General features: G+C 56.4%; 14 protein-coding genes. All 14 read left to right on the forward strand.

Annotation, left to right across the window (positions count from 1 at the left end; all coding sequences use genetic code 11):
• Positions 1–6: 6 nt before the first annotated feature.
• The 14 genes from tssA to ACTG2B_RS08740 all read left to right on the forward strand — a co-directional run bounded on the left by tssA (position 7) and on the right by ACTG2B_RS08740 (position 18,854).
• A complete protein-coding gene (gene tssA / locus ACTG2B_RS08675; RefSeq protein ID WP_429200581.1) occupies positions 7–1,434 on the forward strand; it encodes a type VI secretion system protein TssA in 1,428 nt (475 codons plus the stop codon).
• Positions 1,435–1,475: 41 nt separating this feature from the next.
• On the forward strand, positions 1,476–4,973 hold the full coding sequence (gene tssM / locus ACTG2B_RS08680; RefSeq protein WP_139459568.1) for a type VI secretion system membrane subunit TssM: 3,498 nt from the start codon (positions 1,476–1,478) through the stop codon (positions 4,971–4,973).
• Between the two features lie 43 nt (positions 4,974–5,016).
• Positions 5,017–6,444, forward strand: a complete 1,428-nt coding sequence (locus ACTG2B_RS08685) for a VasL domain-containing protein (protein WP_439995527.1) — start codon at positions 5,017–5,019, stop codon at positions 6,442–6,444.
• A 305-nt stretch (positions 6,445–6,749) separates the two neighbouring features.
• A complete protein-coding gene (locus tag ACTG2B_RS08690; protein WP_019444936.1) occupies positions 6,750–7,037 on the forward strand; it encodes a type VI secretion system PAAR protein in 288 nt (95 codons plus the stop codon).
• A gap of 11 nt (positions 7,038–7,048) precedes the next feature.
• Entirely contained in the window at positions 7,049–9,094 is a 2,046-nt protein-coding gene (gene tssI / locus ACTG2B_RS08695) for a type VI secretion system tip protein TssI/VgrG (protein ID WP_439995528.1), read from the forward strand.
• A complete protein-coding gene (locus ACTG2B_RS08700) occupies positions 9,084–9,812 on the forward strand; it encodes a DUF4123 domain-containing protein (protein WP_439995529.1) in 729 nt (242 codons plus the stop codon). Before tssI ends, ACTG2B_RS08700 begins: the two co-directional genes overlap by 11 nt.
• On the forward strand, positions 9,809–10,867 hold the full coding sequence (locus tag ACTG2B_RS08705) for a hypothetical protein (protein ID WP_439995530.1): 1,059 nt from the start codon (positions 9,809–9,811) through the stop codon (positions 10,865–10,867). The genes ACTG2B_RS08700 and ACTG2B_RS08705 overlap by 4 nt, the downstream gene beginning before the upstream one ends.
• A complete protein-coding gene (locus ACTG2B_RS08710; protein ID WP_439995531.1) occupies positions 10,864–14,505 on the forward strand; it encodes an RHS repeat-associated core domain-containing protein in 3,642 nt (1,213 codons plus the stop codon). The genes ACTG2B_RS08705 and ACTG2B_RS08710 overlap by 4 nt, the downstream gene beginning before the upstream one ends.
• Before the next feature lie 36 nt (positions 14,506–14,541).
• A complete protein-coding gene (locus tag ACTG2B_RS08715; protein WP_162518302.1) occupies positions 14,542–14,892 on the forward strand; it encodes an Imm50 family immunity protein in 351 nt (116 codons plus the stop codon).
• 278 nt (positions 14,893–15,170) lie between these two features.
• A complete protein-coding gene (locus tag ACTG2B_RS08720; RefSeq protein ID WP_439995532.1) occupies positions 15,171–16,487 on the forward strand; it encodes an RHS repeat-associated core domain-containing protein in 1,317 nt (438 codons plus the stop codon).
• A complete protein-coding gene (locus ACTG2B_RS08725) occupies positions 16,484–16,915 on the forward strand; it encodes a DUF7587 domain-containing protein (RefSeq protein ID WP_439995533.1) in 432 nt (143 codons plus the stop codon). Before ACTG2B_RS08720 ends, ACTG2B_RS08725 begins: the two co-directional genes overlap by 4 nt.
• 6 nt (positions 16,916–16,921) lie before the next feature.
• A complete protein-coding gene (locus ACTG2B_RS08730) occupies positions 16,922–17,218 on the forward strand; it encodes a hypothetical protein (RefSeq protein ID WP_421282497.1) in 297 nt (98 codons plus the stop codon).
• A 77-nt stretch (positions 17,219–17,295) separates the two neighbouring features.
• A protein-coding gene (locus ACTG2B_RS08735) for an IS3 family transposase (RefSeq protein ID WP_439995534.1) occupies positions 17,296–18,443 on the forward strand; the annotation gives its coding sequence in 2 pieces (ribosomal slippage) (positions 17,296–17,551 and positions 17,551–18,443; 1,149 coding nt in all).
• Between the two features lie 42 nt (positions 18,444–18,485).
• Complete coding sequence (locus ACTG2B_RS08740) at positions 18,486–18,854, forward strand: hypothetical protein (protein ID WP_429074945.1); 369 nt, start codon at positions 18,486–18,488, stop codon at positions 18,852–18,854.
• Positions 18,855–18,873: the final 19 nt, after the last annotated feature.

Consider the following 18,873-nt stretch of genomic DNA (forward strand, 5'->3'; position numbering starts at 1 on the left):
GGGAAGATGAGCTATCAACACCCCTGGTGTAGCCGTCTGCTCACCAGCTTGCCGGATGCACAGATCAAAGGGGCCGTGCTGGCCGATGAGCCTCGCTGGGACTATGTGGAGACCGAGCTGGTCAAGTTGGGCTCCCTTGCCCACAGCCAGGTCGATCTCAATGCGGTCGCCGAAGCCTGTCTGGGGTTGCTGGAGAGCCGCACCAAGGATATGCGGGTGCTGGCCCAACTGCTGCGCTGCCTGCAGCATCCCGCCAAGGCGACCCCGATGGGCGCTGCGCTGAGCTTGCTGGAAGCCTGGATCAAGGCTTACTGGCTGTTGGCCTGGCCCGGGAATGCGACCCAGAAGCAGCGATTGATGGTGCAGATCATCAAGCGCTTTGAGGGGGCCCTGCCGAGGGTGAGCGAAAGCGCCTCGGCGGCGGAACTGGCGCAGTTGCTGGCGCAGGCAGAACAGCTGGAGGCCGTCTGGCTGTCCCAGTGCCCTGACAAGGGGGAACTGCTGGATCCTCTGGTGATGGGGTTGAAGCGGGCCCAGCGACAACAGGTTGCCCAGGCCCAGGCAGATGCCGGGGGTCAACCTGCAAGCAGCGCTGCTGCAGCCACCGCCAGTGCGAGTGGCATGGCGGGCTCCATGGTGCTCAGTGGCAGTAGCAAGGGCTCCGGGGTCGAGATTGATAGCTCCAACGATCGGGCATGGCGACAGACCCAGCTCAAGGTGGCGGAGCTGCTGATTGAGCGCCAGCCAGAGGTGGCTATCGGCTATCGGCTGCGTCGTCACGCCATCTGGGCCGGTATCACGACACCTCCCGTGACTGCGCAGGGCAACAAGACCCAGCTTGCGCCCATGTCGGTTGACATGGTGGATGAATATCGCGCAGCCATGGGCACGCCAGATCTGGCGCTTTGGCAGCGCATCGAGCAGAGCCTGACGCTGGCCCCTTACTGGTTCGAGGGGCACAGGCTCTCGGCCGAGGTAGCCCAGAAGCTGGGATATGGCGCGGTGGCGCAGGCGATCATGGCGGAGCTGGATGCGTTTTTGCAGCGCCTGCCAGCGCTGCGGGATCTCACCTTCAGCGATGGTTCCCCGTTTCTCTCCCCCGAGTGCAGCCGCTGGTTGCAGCCTGCCAAGAGCAGTGGGGGCAGCAGCGGACAGGCCGAGCTGGCCGAGGAGGTCGCCTTGCGTCATGGGGAGCAGGGGATTGCCGCCGCGCTCTCCCTGCTTGATGAGCGGATGGCACAGATGAAAGAGCCAAGAGCCCGCTTCCATGCCTTGCTGGTGCAGGCGGAGTTGTTGGAGCAGGAAGGCATGGAGGCGCTTGCGCGCCAGCAATATCAACACTTGTGGCAAGAGGCAGATCGCCTCGGGTTGTCGCAGTGGGAGCCCGGGTTGGTCAGCCGCCTGGCCCCCTATGCCACCCATTTGCCGAAATAAGTGCCGAAATGAGTCATTGAGTCGGAGTTGGATCACATTTTATGTTCAAAACCATCTTTACCTTTCTGCGGCAACAGCTGCCGAAACTGAAACCCTCCTGGCCCCTGCTCGGTGTGGTGCTGTGGGTTGTCGCCCTGATCCTGGTGTGGTGGCTGGGGCCTCGCATCGAGATCCGTGATGCCAAGCCATTCGAGCCCTTGTGGGGGCGGGTGGTGTTTACCCTGCTCTGGCTCTGGTTGCTGCTGGGGGTACTCTCCTGGCGGGTATGGCGCAAGATGAAGCAGCTCAAGGCCGAGCGCCAGCATGAGGTGCTGCTGGAACAAGATCCGGTCAAAGGGCTCATCGACAAACAGGCGCAGTTCCTCAATCGTTGGTTGCAAGCCTTGAATGAACACCTTGGCAAGGGGGCGCTCTACGCCATGCCCTGGTATCTGGTGCTGGGTCTGCCCGGCAGCGGCAAGAGCAGCCTGATCCACCGTGCCAATCCGGCCAACAAGCTCAATCCTAGGCTCGATACCGAACTGCGGGACGTGGCGCAAGGCCAGCTGGTCGATTGCTGGCTGGGGGAGCAAGCCGTGATGCTGGATCCGGCCGGCGCGCTGTTGTCACAAGCCGAGCCCGAGCTGGATCCGCAAGCTCGCAAGCATGAGCGGCTCTGGTTGCATCTACTCAACTGGCTCAACGAGCACCGTCGTCGTCAGCCCCTTAATGGTCTGGTACTGACCGTTGATTTGGCATGGCTGTCCGCGGCCAGCGTGGCCGAGCGCAAGGCGTATGCACAGCTGATGCGTGCCCGGTTGCAAGAGGTGTCGGCCACCATGAATACCCGGCTGCCACTCTATGTCACCTTCACCAAACTCGATATGCTGCGCGGCTTTGATGTGGTCTATGAGCAGTTGGATAAAGAGGCCCGTGACGCCGTGCTGGGGGTGACCTTCAACCCCGGCAGCAGTCAGGGCAAATCCTGGCAGCAGGATCTGGCGCTGTTCTGGGATCAGTGGGTCGACAATCTCAACCGCAATCTGCCCGAGATGATGCTGGCCCGGCTCGATGCCGCCCAGCGCAACGCCCTCTTCTCGTTTGTCCGTCAATTGGCGGGTCTCAAGGATTATGTGACCAGCCTGCTCGATGAAACCCTGACCATTGAAGAGAGCAAACCACTGCTGGTGCGCGGCGTCTATATCAGCTCCGTTTATCAGCAAGGTGTCCCGTTCGATGCCTTTGCTCAGGCCGCTTCCCGGCGTTACAGCTTGCCCGAGCCGATTCACTCCGCCTTGCGCGGGGAGTCCAACACCTATTTTGTGCGCAAGTTGTTCTCTTCGATCATCTTCCCCGAGGCCCATCTGGCCGGAGAAAACCGGCTGCATACCCTCTATCGTCGTCGCCGGATGGCCATTGGCCTGAGTTGCCTGTCTCTCTTCTCGGCGGCCCTGATCGGTGGCTGGCACTACTTCTACCGGGTCAATGAGGAGGCGGGGCGCAATGTACTGACCAAGGCGCAAGCGTTCACCGAGACCAACGAGGTCGCTGATGAACATGCCTTCGGTGTCAGCCAGTTGCCACGTCTCAACCTTATTCGCGAGGCAACCCTCTCTTTTGGCAACTACCGCGAACGGATGCCGCTGGTGGCAGACCTTGGTCTCTATCAGGGGGATGAGATTGGCCCCTATGTGGAAGGTTCCTATCTGCAACTGCTGGGGCTGCGTTTCCTGCCTGCCCAGATGCAGGGGCTGCTGGAGGATCTCAACCGTGCACCGGCTGGCAGCGAGGAGAAGCTCTCCATCCTGCGGGTGATGCGGATGCTCGATGATGCCTCCGGTCGCAACAAGGAGCTGGTGGAGCAGTATATGGCCAGCCGCTGGCAGAAAGCGTTCCCGGGACAGGGGGCGGTCCAGGAGCAGTTGATGGGACATCTTGACTATGCCCTTGATCATACCGACTGGCACGCTGCTCGCGCCGCCCGGGATCAGGCCGCCATCACGGCATTTGTGCCATTCAAGGAGCCGGTGTATGGCGCCCAGCGTGAACTGGGCAAATTGCCCATGTATCAGCGGGTCTATCAGAATCTGGTGGTGAAGGCGGGTGATGTGTTGCCGCCGGATCTCAATGTCCGTGACGAGGTGGGCCCCACCTTCGACACCGTGTTTGCCCTGCGCAACGAGAGTGCTGGTCAGGTGCCGCGTTTGCTGACCTGGCCCGGGTTCAGTGATTTCTTCCTCAAACAGGACAAGGCGCTGATCGATCTCACCGCCATGGATGCCTGGGTGCTGGGCCAGCGCAAGCTGAGCCAGTTGAGCGAGGCGGATCGCAAGGAGATCACTCGTCAGGTCAACGATCGCTATGTCACCGATTACGTCAACCAGTGGCAAAAATTGCTGACCAATCTGGATGTGCAGACCCTTGCCAGCCCAGAGCAGGCGCTCGATGTACTCTCTGCCATCACCGGCAACGACCAGCCATTCCAGCGGGTGCTAGCCGCGCTGGATGACAACACTCGTATTCGCAAGATCTCCGATGCGGAAGGAGATCCGGCGCAGGCGATCACTGCCCGGATCGGTCGCCCCTTTATGGCCACCAATGGCGTCTTGACTGGCCGTGGGGAACAGGGGCCGCTGATTTCGGAAGTGAACCAGAAGCTGATTGAGCTGCAGCACTATATGGAGCTGATCGTCAATGCCACCGAGCCGGGACAGTCAGCCCTCAAGGCGGTGCAACTGCGTTTGACCAATAAGTACGCCGATCCGGTCTTTGCATTGCAGCAATATGCTCGTGGTCTGCCCGAGCCGCTCAATCGCTGGGTGGGTCAACTGGCGGATCAGAGCTCGCAACTGGTGATTGATCTGGCGATGTCATCCCTCAATCAGGAGTGGCAGGCGAAGGTACTGGCACCGTTCAACAGCCAACTGGCGGATCGCTATCCGTTCAACCCGGGTTCTGCCAAGGATGTGCCGCTCTCCGAGATGGAGCGCTTCTTTGCCCCCGGTGGCACCCTGGACAGCTTCTATCAGGTCAACCTGAAACCCATGGTGGAGGGGGGCTTGATGGAGGGAGAACTGAGCTCACCCATTCAGGCCGAGCTTATCAAACAGCTGGATCGCGCTGCGCGGATCCGCCAGATCTTCTTCAGCCAGCAGGGCAATCTGGAGGTGCAATTTGCCCTCGAGCCCATCGAACTCACCGCCAACAAGCGGCGTAGTGTGCTCAACCTTGATGGCCAGTTGCTGGAGTATGCCCACGGCCGTCGCAACAAGATCCCGCTGGTGTGGCCAAACACCATGCGCGACGGGGCCGAGAGCAAGATCACCCTGGTACCGGCTGCCCGCGAACGTTCACCGCGCAGCGAGGGCTTTGTCGGTCCCTGGGCCATGTTCCGCCTGATGGACAAGGGGGAGCTGACTCAGGTCAACGAGGCCACCTTTGACGTGCGCTTCCCGGTGGATCAGGGTGCCATGACCTATCGGGTCTATACCGACAGTGCCCAGAACCCCTTCACCGGCGGCTTGTTCAGCCAGTTCAGCTTGCCTGAATCCCTCTATTGATCATGTTGGGGGGCGCCATGCCCCCCACATTTTGGAATCCGATATGTCACAGAATCAACAAGGCCAGCAGGCATTGAAAGTGGGGCGTGACCCCAGAATGTTGCCGGAGTATGAGGCGCTGCGCGCCGAGATCAACAAGCTTAGCCACGCCTCCCGCCCCGAGGTGGATTGGGTCAGCATCCATCAGCTTGCCAGTCAAATCTTTGAAAAGCACGGGGTGGATCTGCAAACCGCCATCTACTTCACTCTGGCGCGCTCCCGCATTCAGGGGCTGAGCGGCTTTACCGAAGGGTGCGAGTTTCTCGCCAACCTCATCGTCACCCAGTGGGAGAGTTTCTGGCCACCGGTGCATCAGGAGCGGGCCCGCATCGAGATGCTCGACTGGTTTATCGCCCGCATCAGCGACGTGATCCGCCAGTACCAGATCAGCCACGAGGACAAGCGGTTGATCTACCGCTGCGAGCGGGCGCTGCAACTCATCAGCGAGAAGCTGCACAACGCCGGTTTGAGCCGCATCCCCCGGGTCGAGAATCTGGTGCACTTTATCGAGGGGTACACCCATCTGTTTGACGAGACCGAGATTGTCATCGTCTCCGATGAGCCGGGCCTCAAGGATGAGCTGCAGATCCCGCCGATGGTATTCTTCAAATCCGACATGGAGAGCGACCACGGCGCCTCTGTCGGGGCAACCCCGCACCTGCCTCAGGGCAGTATCCTGGTGGGGCGCGAGAAGGGGCAGATGAAGCCGACCGTGCTCAAGATTGAGCAGCACCGCAAACAGCGGCCGGCCTGGTTTTGGTTTGGCTGTGGCCTGCTCACCTGCGCCTTGCCCATGATGGGATGGCTTGGCTGGCAACATCAGCAGCAGGAGAAGGTCATCGCGGCGCAACGGTTGCAACAACCCGCTGCAGCGTTACCGCAGGCCCTGAGTTATGACGACATTCGCCAGGCCCGCATCGTGTTGGGGGAGCAGACCCTGCAGGGGATGGAGAGCGAGCTGGTATCGCGTTATCAGGCCCAACTGGATCGGCTGGAGCAGACCTCGCCCCTCTACTGGTACCGTTATGGCGAGGGGCTGCGCAATTCGCTGCAGATGCTCTATCCCGACTCGCTGGCGGTCAAGGCCCTCGACAAACAGTGGCAGACCGCGCTGGCCGGCCAGCAGGGGGATCTCAACCGGGTTCCGACCTATCTGGAGGCGCGCGCCGGGGTCGATGCCCTGATCGATCAGCTGCTGGAGCTGGAGCATCAGCGCAAGACGGTCACGATTTCCTACCTCAAGTCTCAGCTCTACGAGGTACAGAAGAACCTGATGCAGGAGGTCCCGTTCAGTTTACGTCTGAGCGAACTGGAGGCGCGCAAAGCGTCGCAGGAGCCTATTACGGCTGCCGAGCTGAAAGGGATGGAGAGTGACCTGAAAGCACTCAACATTCGGCTTTACCAACTGCAACAGGGGCTACCCGGTAGCTGATTGCTCTGTTATGCGCAACCGGTTGCGCATATTCCAGAGGGTTGTACTGCAGATGCAATATTTGGTAGGGGGATAGCCCAGTTTGCGCAATCCCTTGCGAATGGATAACCCCGTCATCTATCGAAAGAGGTTAACCATTTGATTTTATTTGGCTAATTTCGCCAGTGCTAAATGGCATAGCCTGTGCTGTGGCCTGTTCTGTTTATCCGCTGTTTATCAAAATCGCCTGTGCCTGGTGCGTTCCATCGGGCACAGGGGCAGAGGGATGATGTCTGTGCGTCTTCCCGCTCATATGGAGAATGACTATGTGCCCCGCTATCGCACTGCTCGGTGACATTGGCACCGACCACGATGGCTTCCCACCGACCCCGGTGATAGCTGCCAGTCCCGACGTGTTCCTAGATGGCAAGCCAGTGGCTCGTCAAGGTGATCCACTGGCGCCCCATGACAAGCCCAACAACCCGCCGCACCCACGGGCCATTGCCGGTGGTGTTGGCTCTGTGCTGGTGAATGGCAAACCCATCGCCGTCACCGGCACGGCAGTGGATTGTGGTGGCGTGGTGATTGGTTCCGGTAGCGGACAGGCAGGATAAGGAACAGAGTCATGGCACAAAGCACAGGATTACAATTTACGGTCAAGGTGGGGGCGCTGCCCGAGAGCACCTTTGTGGTGGCCAGTTTCCAGCTGGATGAGGGGCTGAACCGGCCGTTCAACCTGCAGCTGGAGGTGGCCAGCAGCCAGCCTGATGTCGACTTTGGCGCCGTGCTGGACCAGCCATGCGAGCTGATGGTGTGGTACAACGGCGAGCTGCAACGCCGGGTCTGCGGGGTAGTGAGCGAGTTTGCCCAAGGGGACAGCGGCTTTCGCCGTACCCGTTACAGCCTGCAAGTCAAACCGGCCCTGTGGCGACTGGGCCTGCGCCAGAACTCCCGCATTTTTCAGGCGCAAAAGCCCGATGAAATCCTCAGTATCCTGCTGCAAGAGCATGGCATTACCGATTACGCCTTTGCCCTGAAAAACGAGCACGCCCAGCGCGAATACTGCGTGCAGTACCGCGAGACCGGCCTCGACTTCCTCAATCGCCTCGCAGCCGAAGAGGGGCTGTTCTACTTCCACGAGTTTGAAGCAGGCAAACATCGCATCGTCTTTGCTGACGACGCGGCAGCCCTGGCCGCTGGCCCCTCGCTCTTCTTCAACCTCGGTAACCGCTCGCTGGAACAAGGTCCCTATGTGCGCCAGTTCCACTACCGCGAATCGGTGCGCCCCTCGGATGTTGAACTCAAGGACTACAGCTTCAAGACTCCGGCCTATGGCCTCTCCCACAAAAAGCAGGGCGCAGAGCTCGAGCACCAACGGGATACCTACCAGCACTTCGACTATCCGGGTCGCTACAAGCTGGACCCGAGCGGCAAGGCCTTTGCCCAGCATCGGCTCGATGCGTTGCGCAATGATGCGGTGGCGGGTAGCGGCAAATCCAATAGCGCGGCCTTGCTACCAGGTCAGCACTTTTCACTCACCGAACACCCCAATGGCAGCCTTAACACCGACTGGCAAATCGTCCATATCCGCCACACCGGTGAACAACCGCAAGCGCTGGAAGAGGAGGGCGGCAGCGGCCCGACCGTCTACCACAACGAATTTGGCGTAGTGAAAGCGAGTACCACCTGGCGGGCGCGTGTTGGCAGCCCCGAGGCACCCTACAAGCCGATGGTGGATGGCCCGCAAATCGCCATCGTGGTAGGGCCAGAGGGGGAGGAGATTTACTGCGACGAACATGGCCGGGTGAAGCTGCAGTTCCCGTGGGACCGCTACGGCAGCTCCAACGACCAAAGCTCCTGCTGGGTACGAGTATCCCAAGGCTGGGCCGGTGGCCAGTACGGCATGATGGCGATTCCACGCATCGGTCATGAGGTTATCGTCTCATTCCTCGAAGGTGACCCCGACCAGCCTATCGTCACCGGTCGCACCTACCACGCCACCAACCGGCCGCCGTATGAGCTGCCGGCCAACAAGACTCGCACCGTGCTACGCACCGAAACTCACAAGGGCGAGGGCTTCAACGAGCTGCGTTTCGAAGACCAGGCAGGACAGGAAGAGATTTATATCCACGGTCAGAAAGACCTGAATGTGCTTATCGAAAATGATGCGGCGTGGCACATCAAGCACGATCAGCACACCGACATCGACAACGAGCGGGTGACCCGCATCAAGGCCAATGACCACCTGACGGTAGAAGGCGAGAAGCGCGACCAGATCAAGGCTGACTATTCGCTGACGGTGGATGCTTCTATGCACCAAAAACTGGGACAAAGTTGGCTCACCCAGGCCGGGCAGGAGGTGCACGTCAAGGCTGGCGCCAAGGTGGTGCTGGAGGCGGGATCTGAAATTACCGTCAAGGTGGGCGGCTGCTTTATCAAGGTGGATGGTGGTGGCGTCACACTGGTTGGCCCTACGATCAAGATGAACTCTGGGGGAGGCCCGGGGTCTGGTTCAGGTTGGGCGGGTAAATCCCCTGTCGGCCCTCATGGTGTGTCAGTTCCTCCCATGCCGAAGGTGCCGCTCAGTCCTGCCCAGCTGGCCACCATGAAGAGTGCCGCCCCTTTCTGTGAGGAGTGTGAGAAGTGCAAGGAGGGCGGCTGTGAAATCTGAAGCAATGTCGCTTGCTGAGTGGGTAGCCGTGCAAACCAGCCCACTCTATGCCGTACTGGCAGGGGCCAGCGATGCGGCGCCTTTGCAGCACTATTACCAGCTTGATGGCCGTCATACACCGCGCGGACTCTATCTCGGTACCCCCTATCACGACTGGCTCCCCGTGATGCCCTATCTGGTCGAGCTGGACAAGGTGAGTCCTTTTATCGAATGGGCTGAAACGACCGATGCTCGCGATTGGGGATTTATTCTGGCGACAGCGCAACCTGCTGGCACCCTCTATGGCCATTTTCAGGGGCTGACCCAGATCTGGCATCAGGGTGAAGCAGTGTTCTTTCGCTATTGGGATGGCGTGTATATGTCTGCCATCGTGTCGCAGCTTGGTGATGATATGACAAGGCTGTTGCCACAACTGGATGCGATGTGGTGTCAGGGCTATGGATTTTCATGGGGGGCATCTGAGCCTTGTGCTGTGCGTCCATTTCCCTGGTGGGAACTTCCTCCCGCAATTGCAGCCGTGTTGGCCGGGCAAGATACAGGTCCCCTTATCAACAACCTGATGCAACAACTGGCAGATGAGAATGGCCAGCTTTACTGGTCTTTCCCCGAGGCCAATCTCAGGCGCAAAGTTGCCCGTTTCGTTTCCCGTTACCCATCCCCTGATATCGATCTATTTCCAGCGCTGGAAGCGGCGCTGCTCAATGAGGTTCAAGCATGAGTAATGCCGGCCAGGCCGTCTTCACCCAGGTGATCGCCGATTATCGCAATGCCCTGACTGAGTACCGCAAGGATGCCGAGAGTTTCTTTCTTGGCGACCTGCTCGGTATGGACATGGAGCAGACCATCAAGGTTGGTGACAAGACGGTAAAGGCGTCTTCGAGCAGCAAGAAGGCGCAATCCGTGGTGACGCAGTGCCCGTTGAGCGGCACTTTGCGGCTGGTCCATCTGTTTGAATCCGTGCGCTTTATTCCTATCGGTAATACCCCCTACAAGGTGGAAGCGGGCAAAATGGTTCGTGGACGTTTTGTCAGTGAAGCGGTAGCGAAGGAGGGAACCCTGGATGCCAAGGGGATTGCTGAAGTCGGGAAGCTGACTCCGGGCAAGTCTTATCGGGTGACCTTTTACCCCAAGGTGAAGAAGAGTGACCTTGACGCCTTGTTTGCCTCCTATGCTCCAGTGCAAAAAGATCTGGAAGCATGGCTTACCAGAGAGTGGAGCAGCGAACACAAAGTCGCTTGGAGCCGTTATAGCGCCACGGGAGCCGGATTTGGTAGCCATGCGTTGGCTGCTGCCAGTGGCGTTGGCAAGGCGCTGGTTGGGGTGTGGGACGATCTGAAAACCATCTACAACTTGTTGGCCGACCCTGTGGGGAATGCCAAAAAATTGGCTGAGTTTGGTGTAGATGCCGCAGCCATGGCCAAGGCGGGAGCATCCCAGATGGAAGCCGCCATGCTGGTATTGCAGGATGAAGCGCTGCTCTATCTCTATGCCTATGCCTTGGTGTGCTGGGTCAAGATGTTGCCGCCAGATCAGCAGACCGAGTTTGGGTCTCAGGTGATTTCCTCTGTGCTGATTGATGTCATCATCGGTGTGATTTTAACCGGTGGTGCCGGCCTTGCTGCCCGTTATGGCGCCAAGGCAGCTTCAGCGGCCAAGAATAGCGATAGAGTGATGCGCCTGGTGAGCTCTCTGGTCAATCTCTCCAAAAAACACAATCTGGCGCAACATGCCCAAACGGCCAAAAAGGTGTTGATCGCCGGGTCTGCAAGTTGAGTCCGGCCAAGAAAGCTGATCTCAAACTGGTAGATGGCAGTACAAAAACGCTGGTAGAGAAAGGGACGGCAGCCAAGCGCAAATTCCAGCCCCATTCCGAGCTTAAGCAGATTAAAAAGACGCCGGATGCCTCGAAAACGGCGACAACATCGGCCAATAAACCCCATCAACCTGAAGCCAAAACCTGCAAGAACAACTGCCCTGTGTCCATGGTCACCGGCGAGGAGTTGCTGGCGCTGGAGGATGCCCATCTACCGGGCATGCTGCCGTTTACCTTTGGTCGCCTCTATCGCACGTCAGCTGTTGAGCGTTCCTGTGGCATGGGGGCGGGGTGGAGTCATGCGCTGGCCCATCGGCTCGAACGTCACGGTGATAGTTTGACCTGGTGGGATCAGGAGTCTCTTGCCATCGAGTTGCCAATGCCCTCGGCAACCAGACCCATGATCACCAACCAGTTGTCAGAGGCGGCCGTTTATCTGGGGGATGAGCCTGACGAGGTGATAGTAGCCAAGGCGGGATCGCCCTTCCTGCATTTCACCTGGCATGGCAAGACAGGCCGTCTGACGGCTATGTCAGACCTTTATGGCAACCGGCTTACTATCCGCGCCGATGAGCAGGGGCGCCCCTGCTGGATAGAAAACGAGGGCGGTCTGGCTCTTCGCATTGTCTATCAAAAGGCATATCTGACCGCTGTCGAATTACAGCATTTTGACGGTATTAACTGGCAGCCAGAAGCGACCTTGCAACGTTATTACTATGACGATGCAGGGCACCTGGTGGTGGCTGAAAACGGGGCCGGTGAGTGCGAACGTTACCGCTATCGCCCTGATGGGGTGATCCTGGAGCGCCGACTGGCGGGCGGCGCAGGGTTCTTCTGGGAATGGGAGCGGGAAGGAAAGCTGGCGCGCGCGGTTCGCCACTGGAGTGATGTGGCCCGTTTTGATGTCAGTTACACCTGGGATGATGACAAGGGTGAAGTGACGGTCAGCAATGCTGATGGCAGTCAGGAGGTGTACCAGCATGACAGCAACGCTCGACTGATCCGTCAGCAAGATCCCGACGGCGCGGTCAGCGAGTTTGTCTATAACGACAAGGGTCAGAAAGTGCTGGCCCGCGATGCACTGGGGGGCGAAACCCGTTACCACTATGACGAAGCGGGCTTGCTGGAGTGCGAGATTGCGCCCGATGGCAGTCAGACCACCTATCACTATTGGGATGGTCGGGTTCGCAAGGTGGTGCAGGGGGAGCGTGAATGGCGTTTTGAACGCAACGAGCAAGGGGATGTGATTGCAAGACGGGATCCCCTGGGGCGGGAGACTCGCTACAGCTATAACGCGCAAGGCAAGCTCAGCACCGTGGTGCAACCCGATGGCAGCCGCATCGAACTGGGCTGGAACCGCCTTGGGCAGCTGATTGAGGAGAAGGGGGCCAACGGTGGCGTGACCCGCTGGCGCTATGACGAGCGGGGTCGCCAGATAGTACGGTGCGACCCGCGTGGCGCGATTACCCATTATGAATGGAATGCGGCCGATCGCTTGCAAGCCGTGTATCTGCCTGGTGGTGGTATCCGCCGTTTCGAATATAACGCCTACGGCAAGGTGACGGCCGAGTGGGATGAGCTGGGCCGCGAGACCCGCTACGAATATCACCCCGGCCTGCATCTGGTAAGCCGCCGCATCAACCCCGATGGCAGTGAACTCAAGTATCGCTACGACAATGCCAAGCTCTTCTTGAGCGAGATTGAGAACGAGCATGGCGAGCAGCATCGCATTCACTACTTCCCCAATGGCCTGGTCGCGCAGGAAACCGGCTTTGATGGCCGCACCACCGCTTACCGCTACGACCTCAATGGGCACCTGAGCGAGAAGGTCGAGTTCGGCAAGCAGGAGACCGAGCTGGTCACCCGCTATGAGCGCGACCCCATGGGGCGGCTGCTTAAAAAAACCTTGCCCGATGGCCGTGAAATCCAGTTCAGCTATGACCAGTACGGTCAGTTGACCCAGGTGGATGATGGCGCCTGGCCACTCACCTTTGAATACGATACCGCTGGCAATCTGCTGGCCGAGCATCAGGGCTGGGCTTCCAGCTATTTCAAGCATGATGCCATGGGGCGGTTGGCCCACTGGCAGCTGCCTGATGGCAACAAGCTGGCTTACCACTACCAGCATGGTGAGCTAAGCGGGATTGATCTGAACGGCGCCGAGCTGACTCGCCACCAGATGGTTGGTGGATTGGAGATGCGCCGCAGCCAGGGGGCGCTGACCCAACAATACGAATATGACGAGCAAGGGCGCCTGACGGTGCTGCGACTGCAACGGGGCAAACAGGTCGCTCGTGAGCGGCGTTACGGCTATGACCGCACCGGCAATCTGCTGCAGATCAATGACAGCGTGCAAGGGGAGCAGCACTACCGCTACGACCCGCTGGACCGTTTGCTGGAGGTGCGTGGTGAACTGACCGAGCGGTTCCTGCACGATCCGGCGGGCAACCTGTTGAGCCAGACGCTGGGTGGCCAGTTTGAGGGGGCGCGTACCCAGGGGAACCGGCTGCTGTTGAGTGGCGATCGCCATTTTGAGTACGACGAATTTGGTCGATTGGCCATCGAGCGTCGTGGCAAAGGCCAGTCACGGGTTACCCGTTATCACTACGACTGCCAGCACCAACTGATCAGGGCTGAGCTGCCGGATGGCACCACGGCCCGTTATGACTACGACGCCTTTGGCCGCCGTATTCGCAAGACGGTGAGTGGGACAAAGGGCGAGCTGGTCACCGAATTCTTGTGGCAGGCCAACAACCTGATTGCCGAAAACAGTTATCAGCTTGGTAATGATAAACGTCGTACCGATGAGCAATACCGCAGCTTTATCTATGAGCCGGGCAGTTTCAAGCCATTGGTGCAGTTGGAAGGTGAAGGAACGGATGCCGAGGTATTCCATTATCAACTTGACCACCTCGGTACCCCGCTGGCGTTGACCCGTGACAATGGAGCGACCGCCTGGCAGGTGCGTTATCGCGCCTATGGCAATGTGTGGCGGGAAGAGACCGCCGAGGTTGCCACTCCCTTGCGTTTTCAGGGGCAATATTTTGATGCCGAGACCGGCCTTCACTACAACCGGCACCGCTACTACCAGCCTGAAACGGGTAGATTTATCACCCCCGACCCGATAGGCTTGGCTGGCGGGCTCAACAACTACCAGTATGCCCCCAACCCGACCGGTTGGGTGGATCCGCTGGGGTTGACGAATATTCCGGGGCAATGTCCTGATAAGTTATCCCGTCGCGGAGCATTCAGAAATGCCAAACGAGATTCTAATATTCCAGTATCTCAGTCTCCAGATCGAGTATTCAACACAAGAACGCAGCGATTTGAAGAGTATGATGAGGTTTTAATGACAGATAGGAATAAAGTTCCTGTATTGAATGATCACGGTGGACTGGTCTATACAAAAGAATACCATTTTACAAGAGAAGATGGGAGTAAAGTCGTTATCCAAGACCATTCAGCTGGTCATCGTTATGGTCCTGAAGGCACAGAAGGTAATCAAGGTTCTCATTTCAATGTTCGCCCTATAGAAAATAAGAGAACTGGGAAAGTTGATGGTACAAAAGAACATTATAACTTTAGAATCAAGAGGTGATGTATGAGATGGTCTGATCTTCCAGGGAGTGAGCTCATGTCCAGAGTGTACTCCACAGTACCTGAAATATCAGAAGTGTCATTGATGAGGCTTTCCCTGGAGTTAATTGATGGTAAGGCAATGATTGACTTTGATTTGACTAGTAATTTACCAGATAAAGCCCCAGTAAAATGGGGGGCAAACTATAACCGATGTCGTATTGGACTGGGATGCTACGTTGTTTCACAGTTTAGTATGACTGGTGATTTTCATTCTTGTAATGGTACGTTAAATGTATCTCATCGCAATGAGTGTTATTTCGTTATTTTTTCTTCAGAAATAATTAATTTTAGTTTTGAATGTAAAGTTATTCATGTGACAGGGCCTTCTGTATATACATCATGTTAAAATGTCATGAATGATATTTATTTCATACAAGGAACGAATAAATCCTGGAGCTACTCACATTATGGCAGGGTTAGGCTCGACCCTCTCGGTTCAATCTGTACAGACTTGATTTTAGCAGGGTACTTGACTGAATTTTTAGCCTTTTAGTCAAGATTGTTTAAAAATGTGAATATATAAATAGGCCAGGATTAAAAAGTTTCCTGGTCTATTTTTTATTTCCTATGACGAGTGGGATCGCCATATTATGTGGCACGACCCGCTACGAATATCACACCGGCATGCATCTGGTGAGCCGCCACATCAACCCCGATGGCCGTGAAATCCAGTTCAGCTATGACCAGTACGGTCAGTTGACCCAGGTGGATGATGGCGCCTGGCCACTCACCTTTGAATACGATGCTGCAGGCAATCTGCTGGCCGAGCATCAGGGCTGGGCTTCCAGCTATTTCAAGCATGATGCCATGGGGCGGTTGGCCCACTGGCAGCTGCCCGATGGCAACAAGCTGGCTTACCACTACCTGCATGGCGAGCTAAGCGGGATTGATCTGAACGGCGCCGAGCTGACTCGCCACCAGAGGGTGGGCGGATTGGAGATGCGCCGCAGCCAGGGGGCGCTGACCCAGCAATACGAATATGACGAGCAGGGGCGCCTGACTGCGCTGCGACTGCAACGAGGCAAACAGGTCGCCCGTGAGCGGCGTTACGGCTATGACCGCACCGGCAATCTGCTGCAGATCAATGACAGCGTGCAAGGGGAGCAGCACTACCGCTACGACCCGCTGGATCGCTTGCTGGAGGTGCGTGGTGAACTGACCGAGCGGTTCCTGCACGATCCGGCGGGCAACCTGTTGAGCCAGACGCTGGGTAGCCAGTTTGATGGGGCGCGCACCCAGGGTAACCGGCTGCTGTTGAGTGGCGATCGCCATTTTGAGTACGACGAATTTGGTCGATTGGCCATCGAGCGTCGTGGCAAAGGCCAGTCACTGGTCACCCATTACCACTATGACTGCCAGCATCAGCTAGTCAGGGCTGAACTGCCGGATGGCACCACTGCCCGTTATGATTACGACGCCTTTGGCCGCCGTATTCGCAAGACGGTGAGTGGGGCAAAGGGCGAGCTGGTCACCGAATTCTTGTGGCAGGCCAACAACCTGATTGCCGAAAACAGTTATCAGCTTGGTGATGATAAACGTCGCACTGACGAGCAATACCGCAGCTTTATATATGAGCCGGGCAGCTTCAAGCCATTGGTGCAGCTGGAAGGGGAAGGGGTGGATGCCGAGGTATTCCATTATCAACTTGACCACCTGGGTACCCCGCTGGCGTTGACTCGTGACAATGGAGCGACCGCCTGGCAGGTGCGTTATCGCGCCTATGGCAATGTGTGGCGGGAAGAGATCGCCGAGGTTGCCACTCCCTTGCGTTTTCAGGGGCAATATTTTGATGCCGAGACCGGCCTTCACTACAACCGGCACCGCTACTACCAACCTGAAACGGGTAGATTTATCACCTCCGACCCGATAGGCTTGGCTGGTGGGCTCAACAACTACCAGTACGCCCCCAACCCGACCGGTTGGGTGGATCCGTTGGGGTGATGAAAAAAGCTGGGCAATGTCCTCCCGGCGAAGATAGATATGTATATCGAGCATTAAGTCCACATCAAGAGGAGCAAGCTCTACGTGGTGATACCATTACCGCTAAAGATGTTAGTGCAACATACTCAATACAAGAACATATAAATAACGGAAGGCTCAAGACACAGTTTATATCTACAACTAAATCAATGGATACGGCAAATTGGTATGCAAAGGCAAATCCACGTTTTGGAAAAACGTCTAATAGCCCTGTGATCAAGATTGATAGAAATCAACTTGATAAAGCCGGTGTCTATGATGTTTCTAATGGTTTAGATCCTGGAAATAATGCTAAGTTAGGATTGCTTGGGCTCGCTTATGCTAAAGAAGACAAAGAGGTTTTAATTCTTCGTTTTATTCCAGAAAATGCATGCGAAGTCATTAAGTGAGGTTTTGTGTTAAAGGAATGGTGGCTAGAGATTAGTGATTCACTCTATGGTGCGGAATATAGTTTTGATGATAACTTATCAGCGAAAACTGTGTTTTTAAATTATGCACTATCCCTCATTAATGGTGGTAATAGAGATGAGGTTCTAGAGAGTTGCTTCGCAATTATCGTTGAGGAGAGTGGGTGTGTTGAAGACTTTGAAATTTTAGATATTCTTGCCGACAAACTAGTTGCAGAACATGTACTCACCGAGGATGAGTTAATAGTTTTTTTTAAAAATGCAGATTATGGTAGGTGGTCATGATTTTTGAGGTGTAGTGGTCTAATCATCCCGGACACCATTTTAGGTGGTACAGTCGCCACCATGACCTGAGGTGTTCAATGACAAGATTACGTCGCTCATTTACTGCCGCATTCAAACTCGAAGCCGCATCCCTGGTGCTCGACCAGGGATATTCTGTCCCTGAAGCCAGCCGTTCACTGGATGTCGGTGAAACCGTACTTCGTCGCTGGGTTCAGCAGCTCCAATCCGAACGCTGCGGCACAACCCCAATCAGCAAAGCACTGACACCGGAACAGCAGAAAATCCAGGAACTGGAAGCCCGTATCAACCGGCTCGAACGTGAAAAGGACATACTAAAAAAGGCTACTGCTCTCTTGATGGCGGACGAGTTCACACGTATGCGCTGATAGACCGATTAAGGGAGCAAGCCCCCATCACCCTGGTCTGCTGCGCTTTCGATGTGCCCACTTCCTGTTTTTACGATTATCTGGCCCGTAGGCGGACGATTAACCGTGAGCGCATGCAACAGCGCTGTGAGTTGCGCCGTTTGTTCAAAGAAAGCAGGAACTCAGTGGGCAGCCGCGCCTTGATGTCGATGATGCGAGAGTTGGGGTATCAGATTGGCCGATTCAAAGTACGTAACCTGATGAAGGAGGCCGGGTTGGCATCCAAACAGCCGGGCGTACACCGCTATAAGGTGGCACGGTCTGAACGACCGGACATTCCCAATCTGCTGGCCCGCGAATTTGATGTCCAGCAGCCCAATCAGGTGTGGTGTGGCGATATCACCTACGTCTGGGCCGGTGGTCGTTGGCATTACCTAGCCGCAGTGCTCGACCTGCATACCCGGCGGGTCGTAGGCTGGGCGATGTCTGATAAGCCTGATGCAGAGCTGGCCATCAAAGCACTGGAGATGGCCTATCAGCAGCGGGGTTGCCCATCCGGTGTGCTATTTCACTCCGACCAGGGCAGCCAATATGGCAGTCGGGCATTTCGGCAACGACTGTGGCGCTATCGCATGACCCAGAGTATGAGTCGGCGTGGAAACTGCTGGGATAACGCCCCGATGGAGCGGTTGTTCAGAAGCCTGAAGTCAGAGTGGCTCCCTGCAACGGGATACATGAGCATACGGGAGGCAAAGCGGGATATCAGTTATTACCTGATGGATTACTACAACTGGCGGCGTCTACATTGCCACAATGACGGGATACCGCCAGCAAAAGCCAAAATCTTTTTCAAAAAATAACCAGTTTGGTTCAGATATAGATCCTAAGTTGAGTGGTAAGAAATGATGGATATATTTTTGGGGAATTTTAATATGCAGGGTTTCAAATATCCCGAGAAATACATTAGCTTTTTGAAAGACCCATCATCTAAAAGTTTTGAGCCATGGATGATGCTAGCTCATGATGAAGAGGATGTGGATGCGTGGCATAAAATCCTGCACAAGCAATATCCAGTGTACTCATTGATTCCGTTTGCTAAATATATGGCAAATGATGATGTTGCCTGTTTTGACCTGAAAAATGGTGACATTGTAATTATCAACTCGTTTTCAACAATAGATTGCTCATGTCATGGAACATACCCTGATTTCGGTAAGTGGTTAACTGCAGCCACAGCTGAATATGAATCTTGGAATGATGAGGATGAATAAATGACAAGTATGTTGTTTA

The organism is Aeromonas sp. 30P (assembly GCF_051919805.1).
Lineage (GTDB): Bacteria > Pseudomonadota > Gammaproteobacteria > Enterobacterales > Aeromonadaceae > Aeromonas > Aeromonas veronii.

Excerpts from the sequence above, each read along its gene's own strand:
- ACTG2B_RS08690 (WP_019444936.1), top strand. The coding sequence starts at position 6,750 with ATGTGCCCCGCTATCGCACTGCTCGGTGACATTGGCACCGACCACGAT.
- tssI (WP_439995528.1), top strand. The coding sequence starts at position 7,049 with ATGGCACAAAGCACAGGATTACAATTTACGGTCAAGGTGGGGGCGCTG.
- ACTG2B_RS08685 (WP_439995527.1), top strand. The coding sequence starts at position 5,017 with ATGTCACAGAATCAACAAGGCCAGCAGGCATTGAAAGTGGGGCGTGAC.
- ACTG2B_RS08705 (WP_439995530.1), top strand. The coding sequence starts at position 9,809 with ATGAGTAATGCCGGCCAGGCCGTCTTCACCCAGGTGATCGCCGATTAT.
- ACTG2B_RS08715 (WP_162518302.1), top strand. The coding sequence starts at position 14,542 with ATGTCCAGAGTGTACTCCACAGTACCTGAAATATCAGAAGTGTCATTG.
- tssA (WP_429200581.1), top strand. The coding sequence starts at position 7 with ATGAGCTATCAACACCCCTGGTGTAGCCGTCTGCTCACCAGCTTGCCG.
- ACTG2B_RS08740 (WP_429074945.1), top strand. The coding sequence starts at position 18,486 with ATGATGGATATATTTTTGGGGAATTTTAATATGCAGGGTTTCAAATAT.
- tssM (WP_139459568.1), top strand. The coding sequence starts at position 1,476 with ATGTTCAAAACCATCTTTACCTTTCTGCGGCAACAGCTGCCGAAACTG.
- ACTG2B_RS08720 (WP_439995532.1), top strand. The coding sequence starts at position 15,171 with ATGCATCTGGTGAGCCGCCACATCAACCCCGATGGCCGTGAAATCCAG.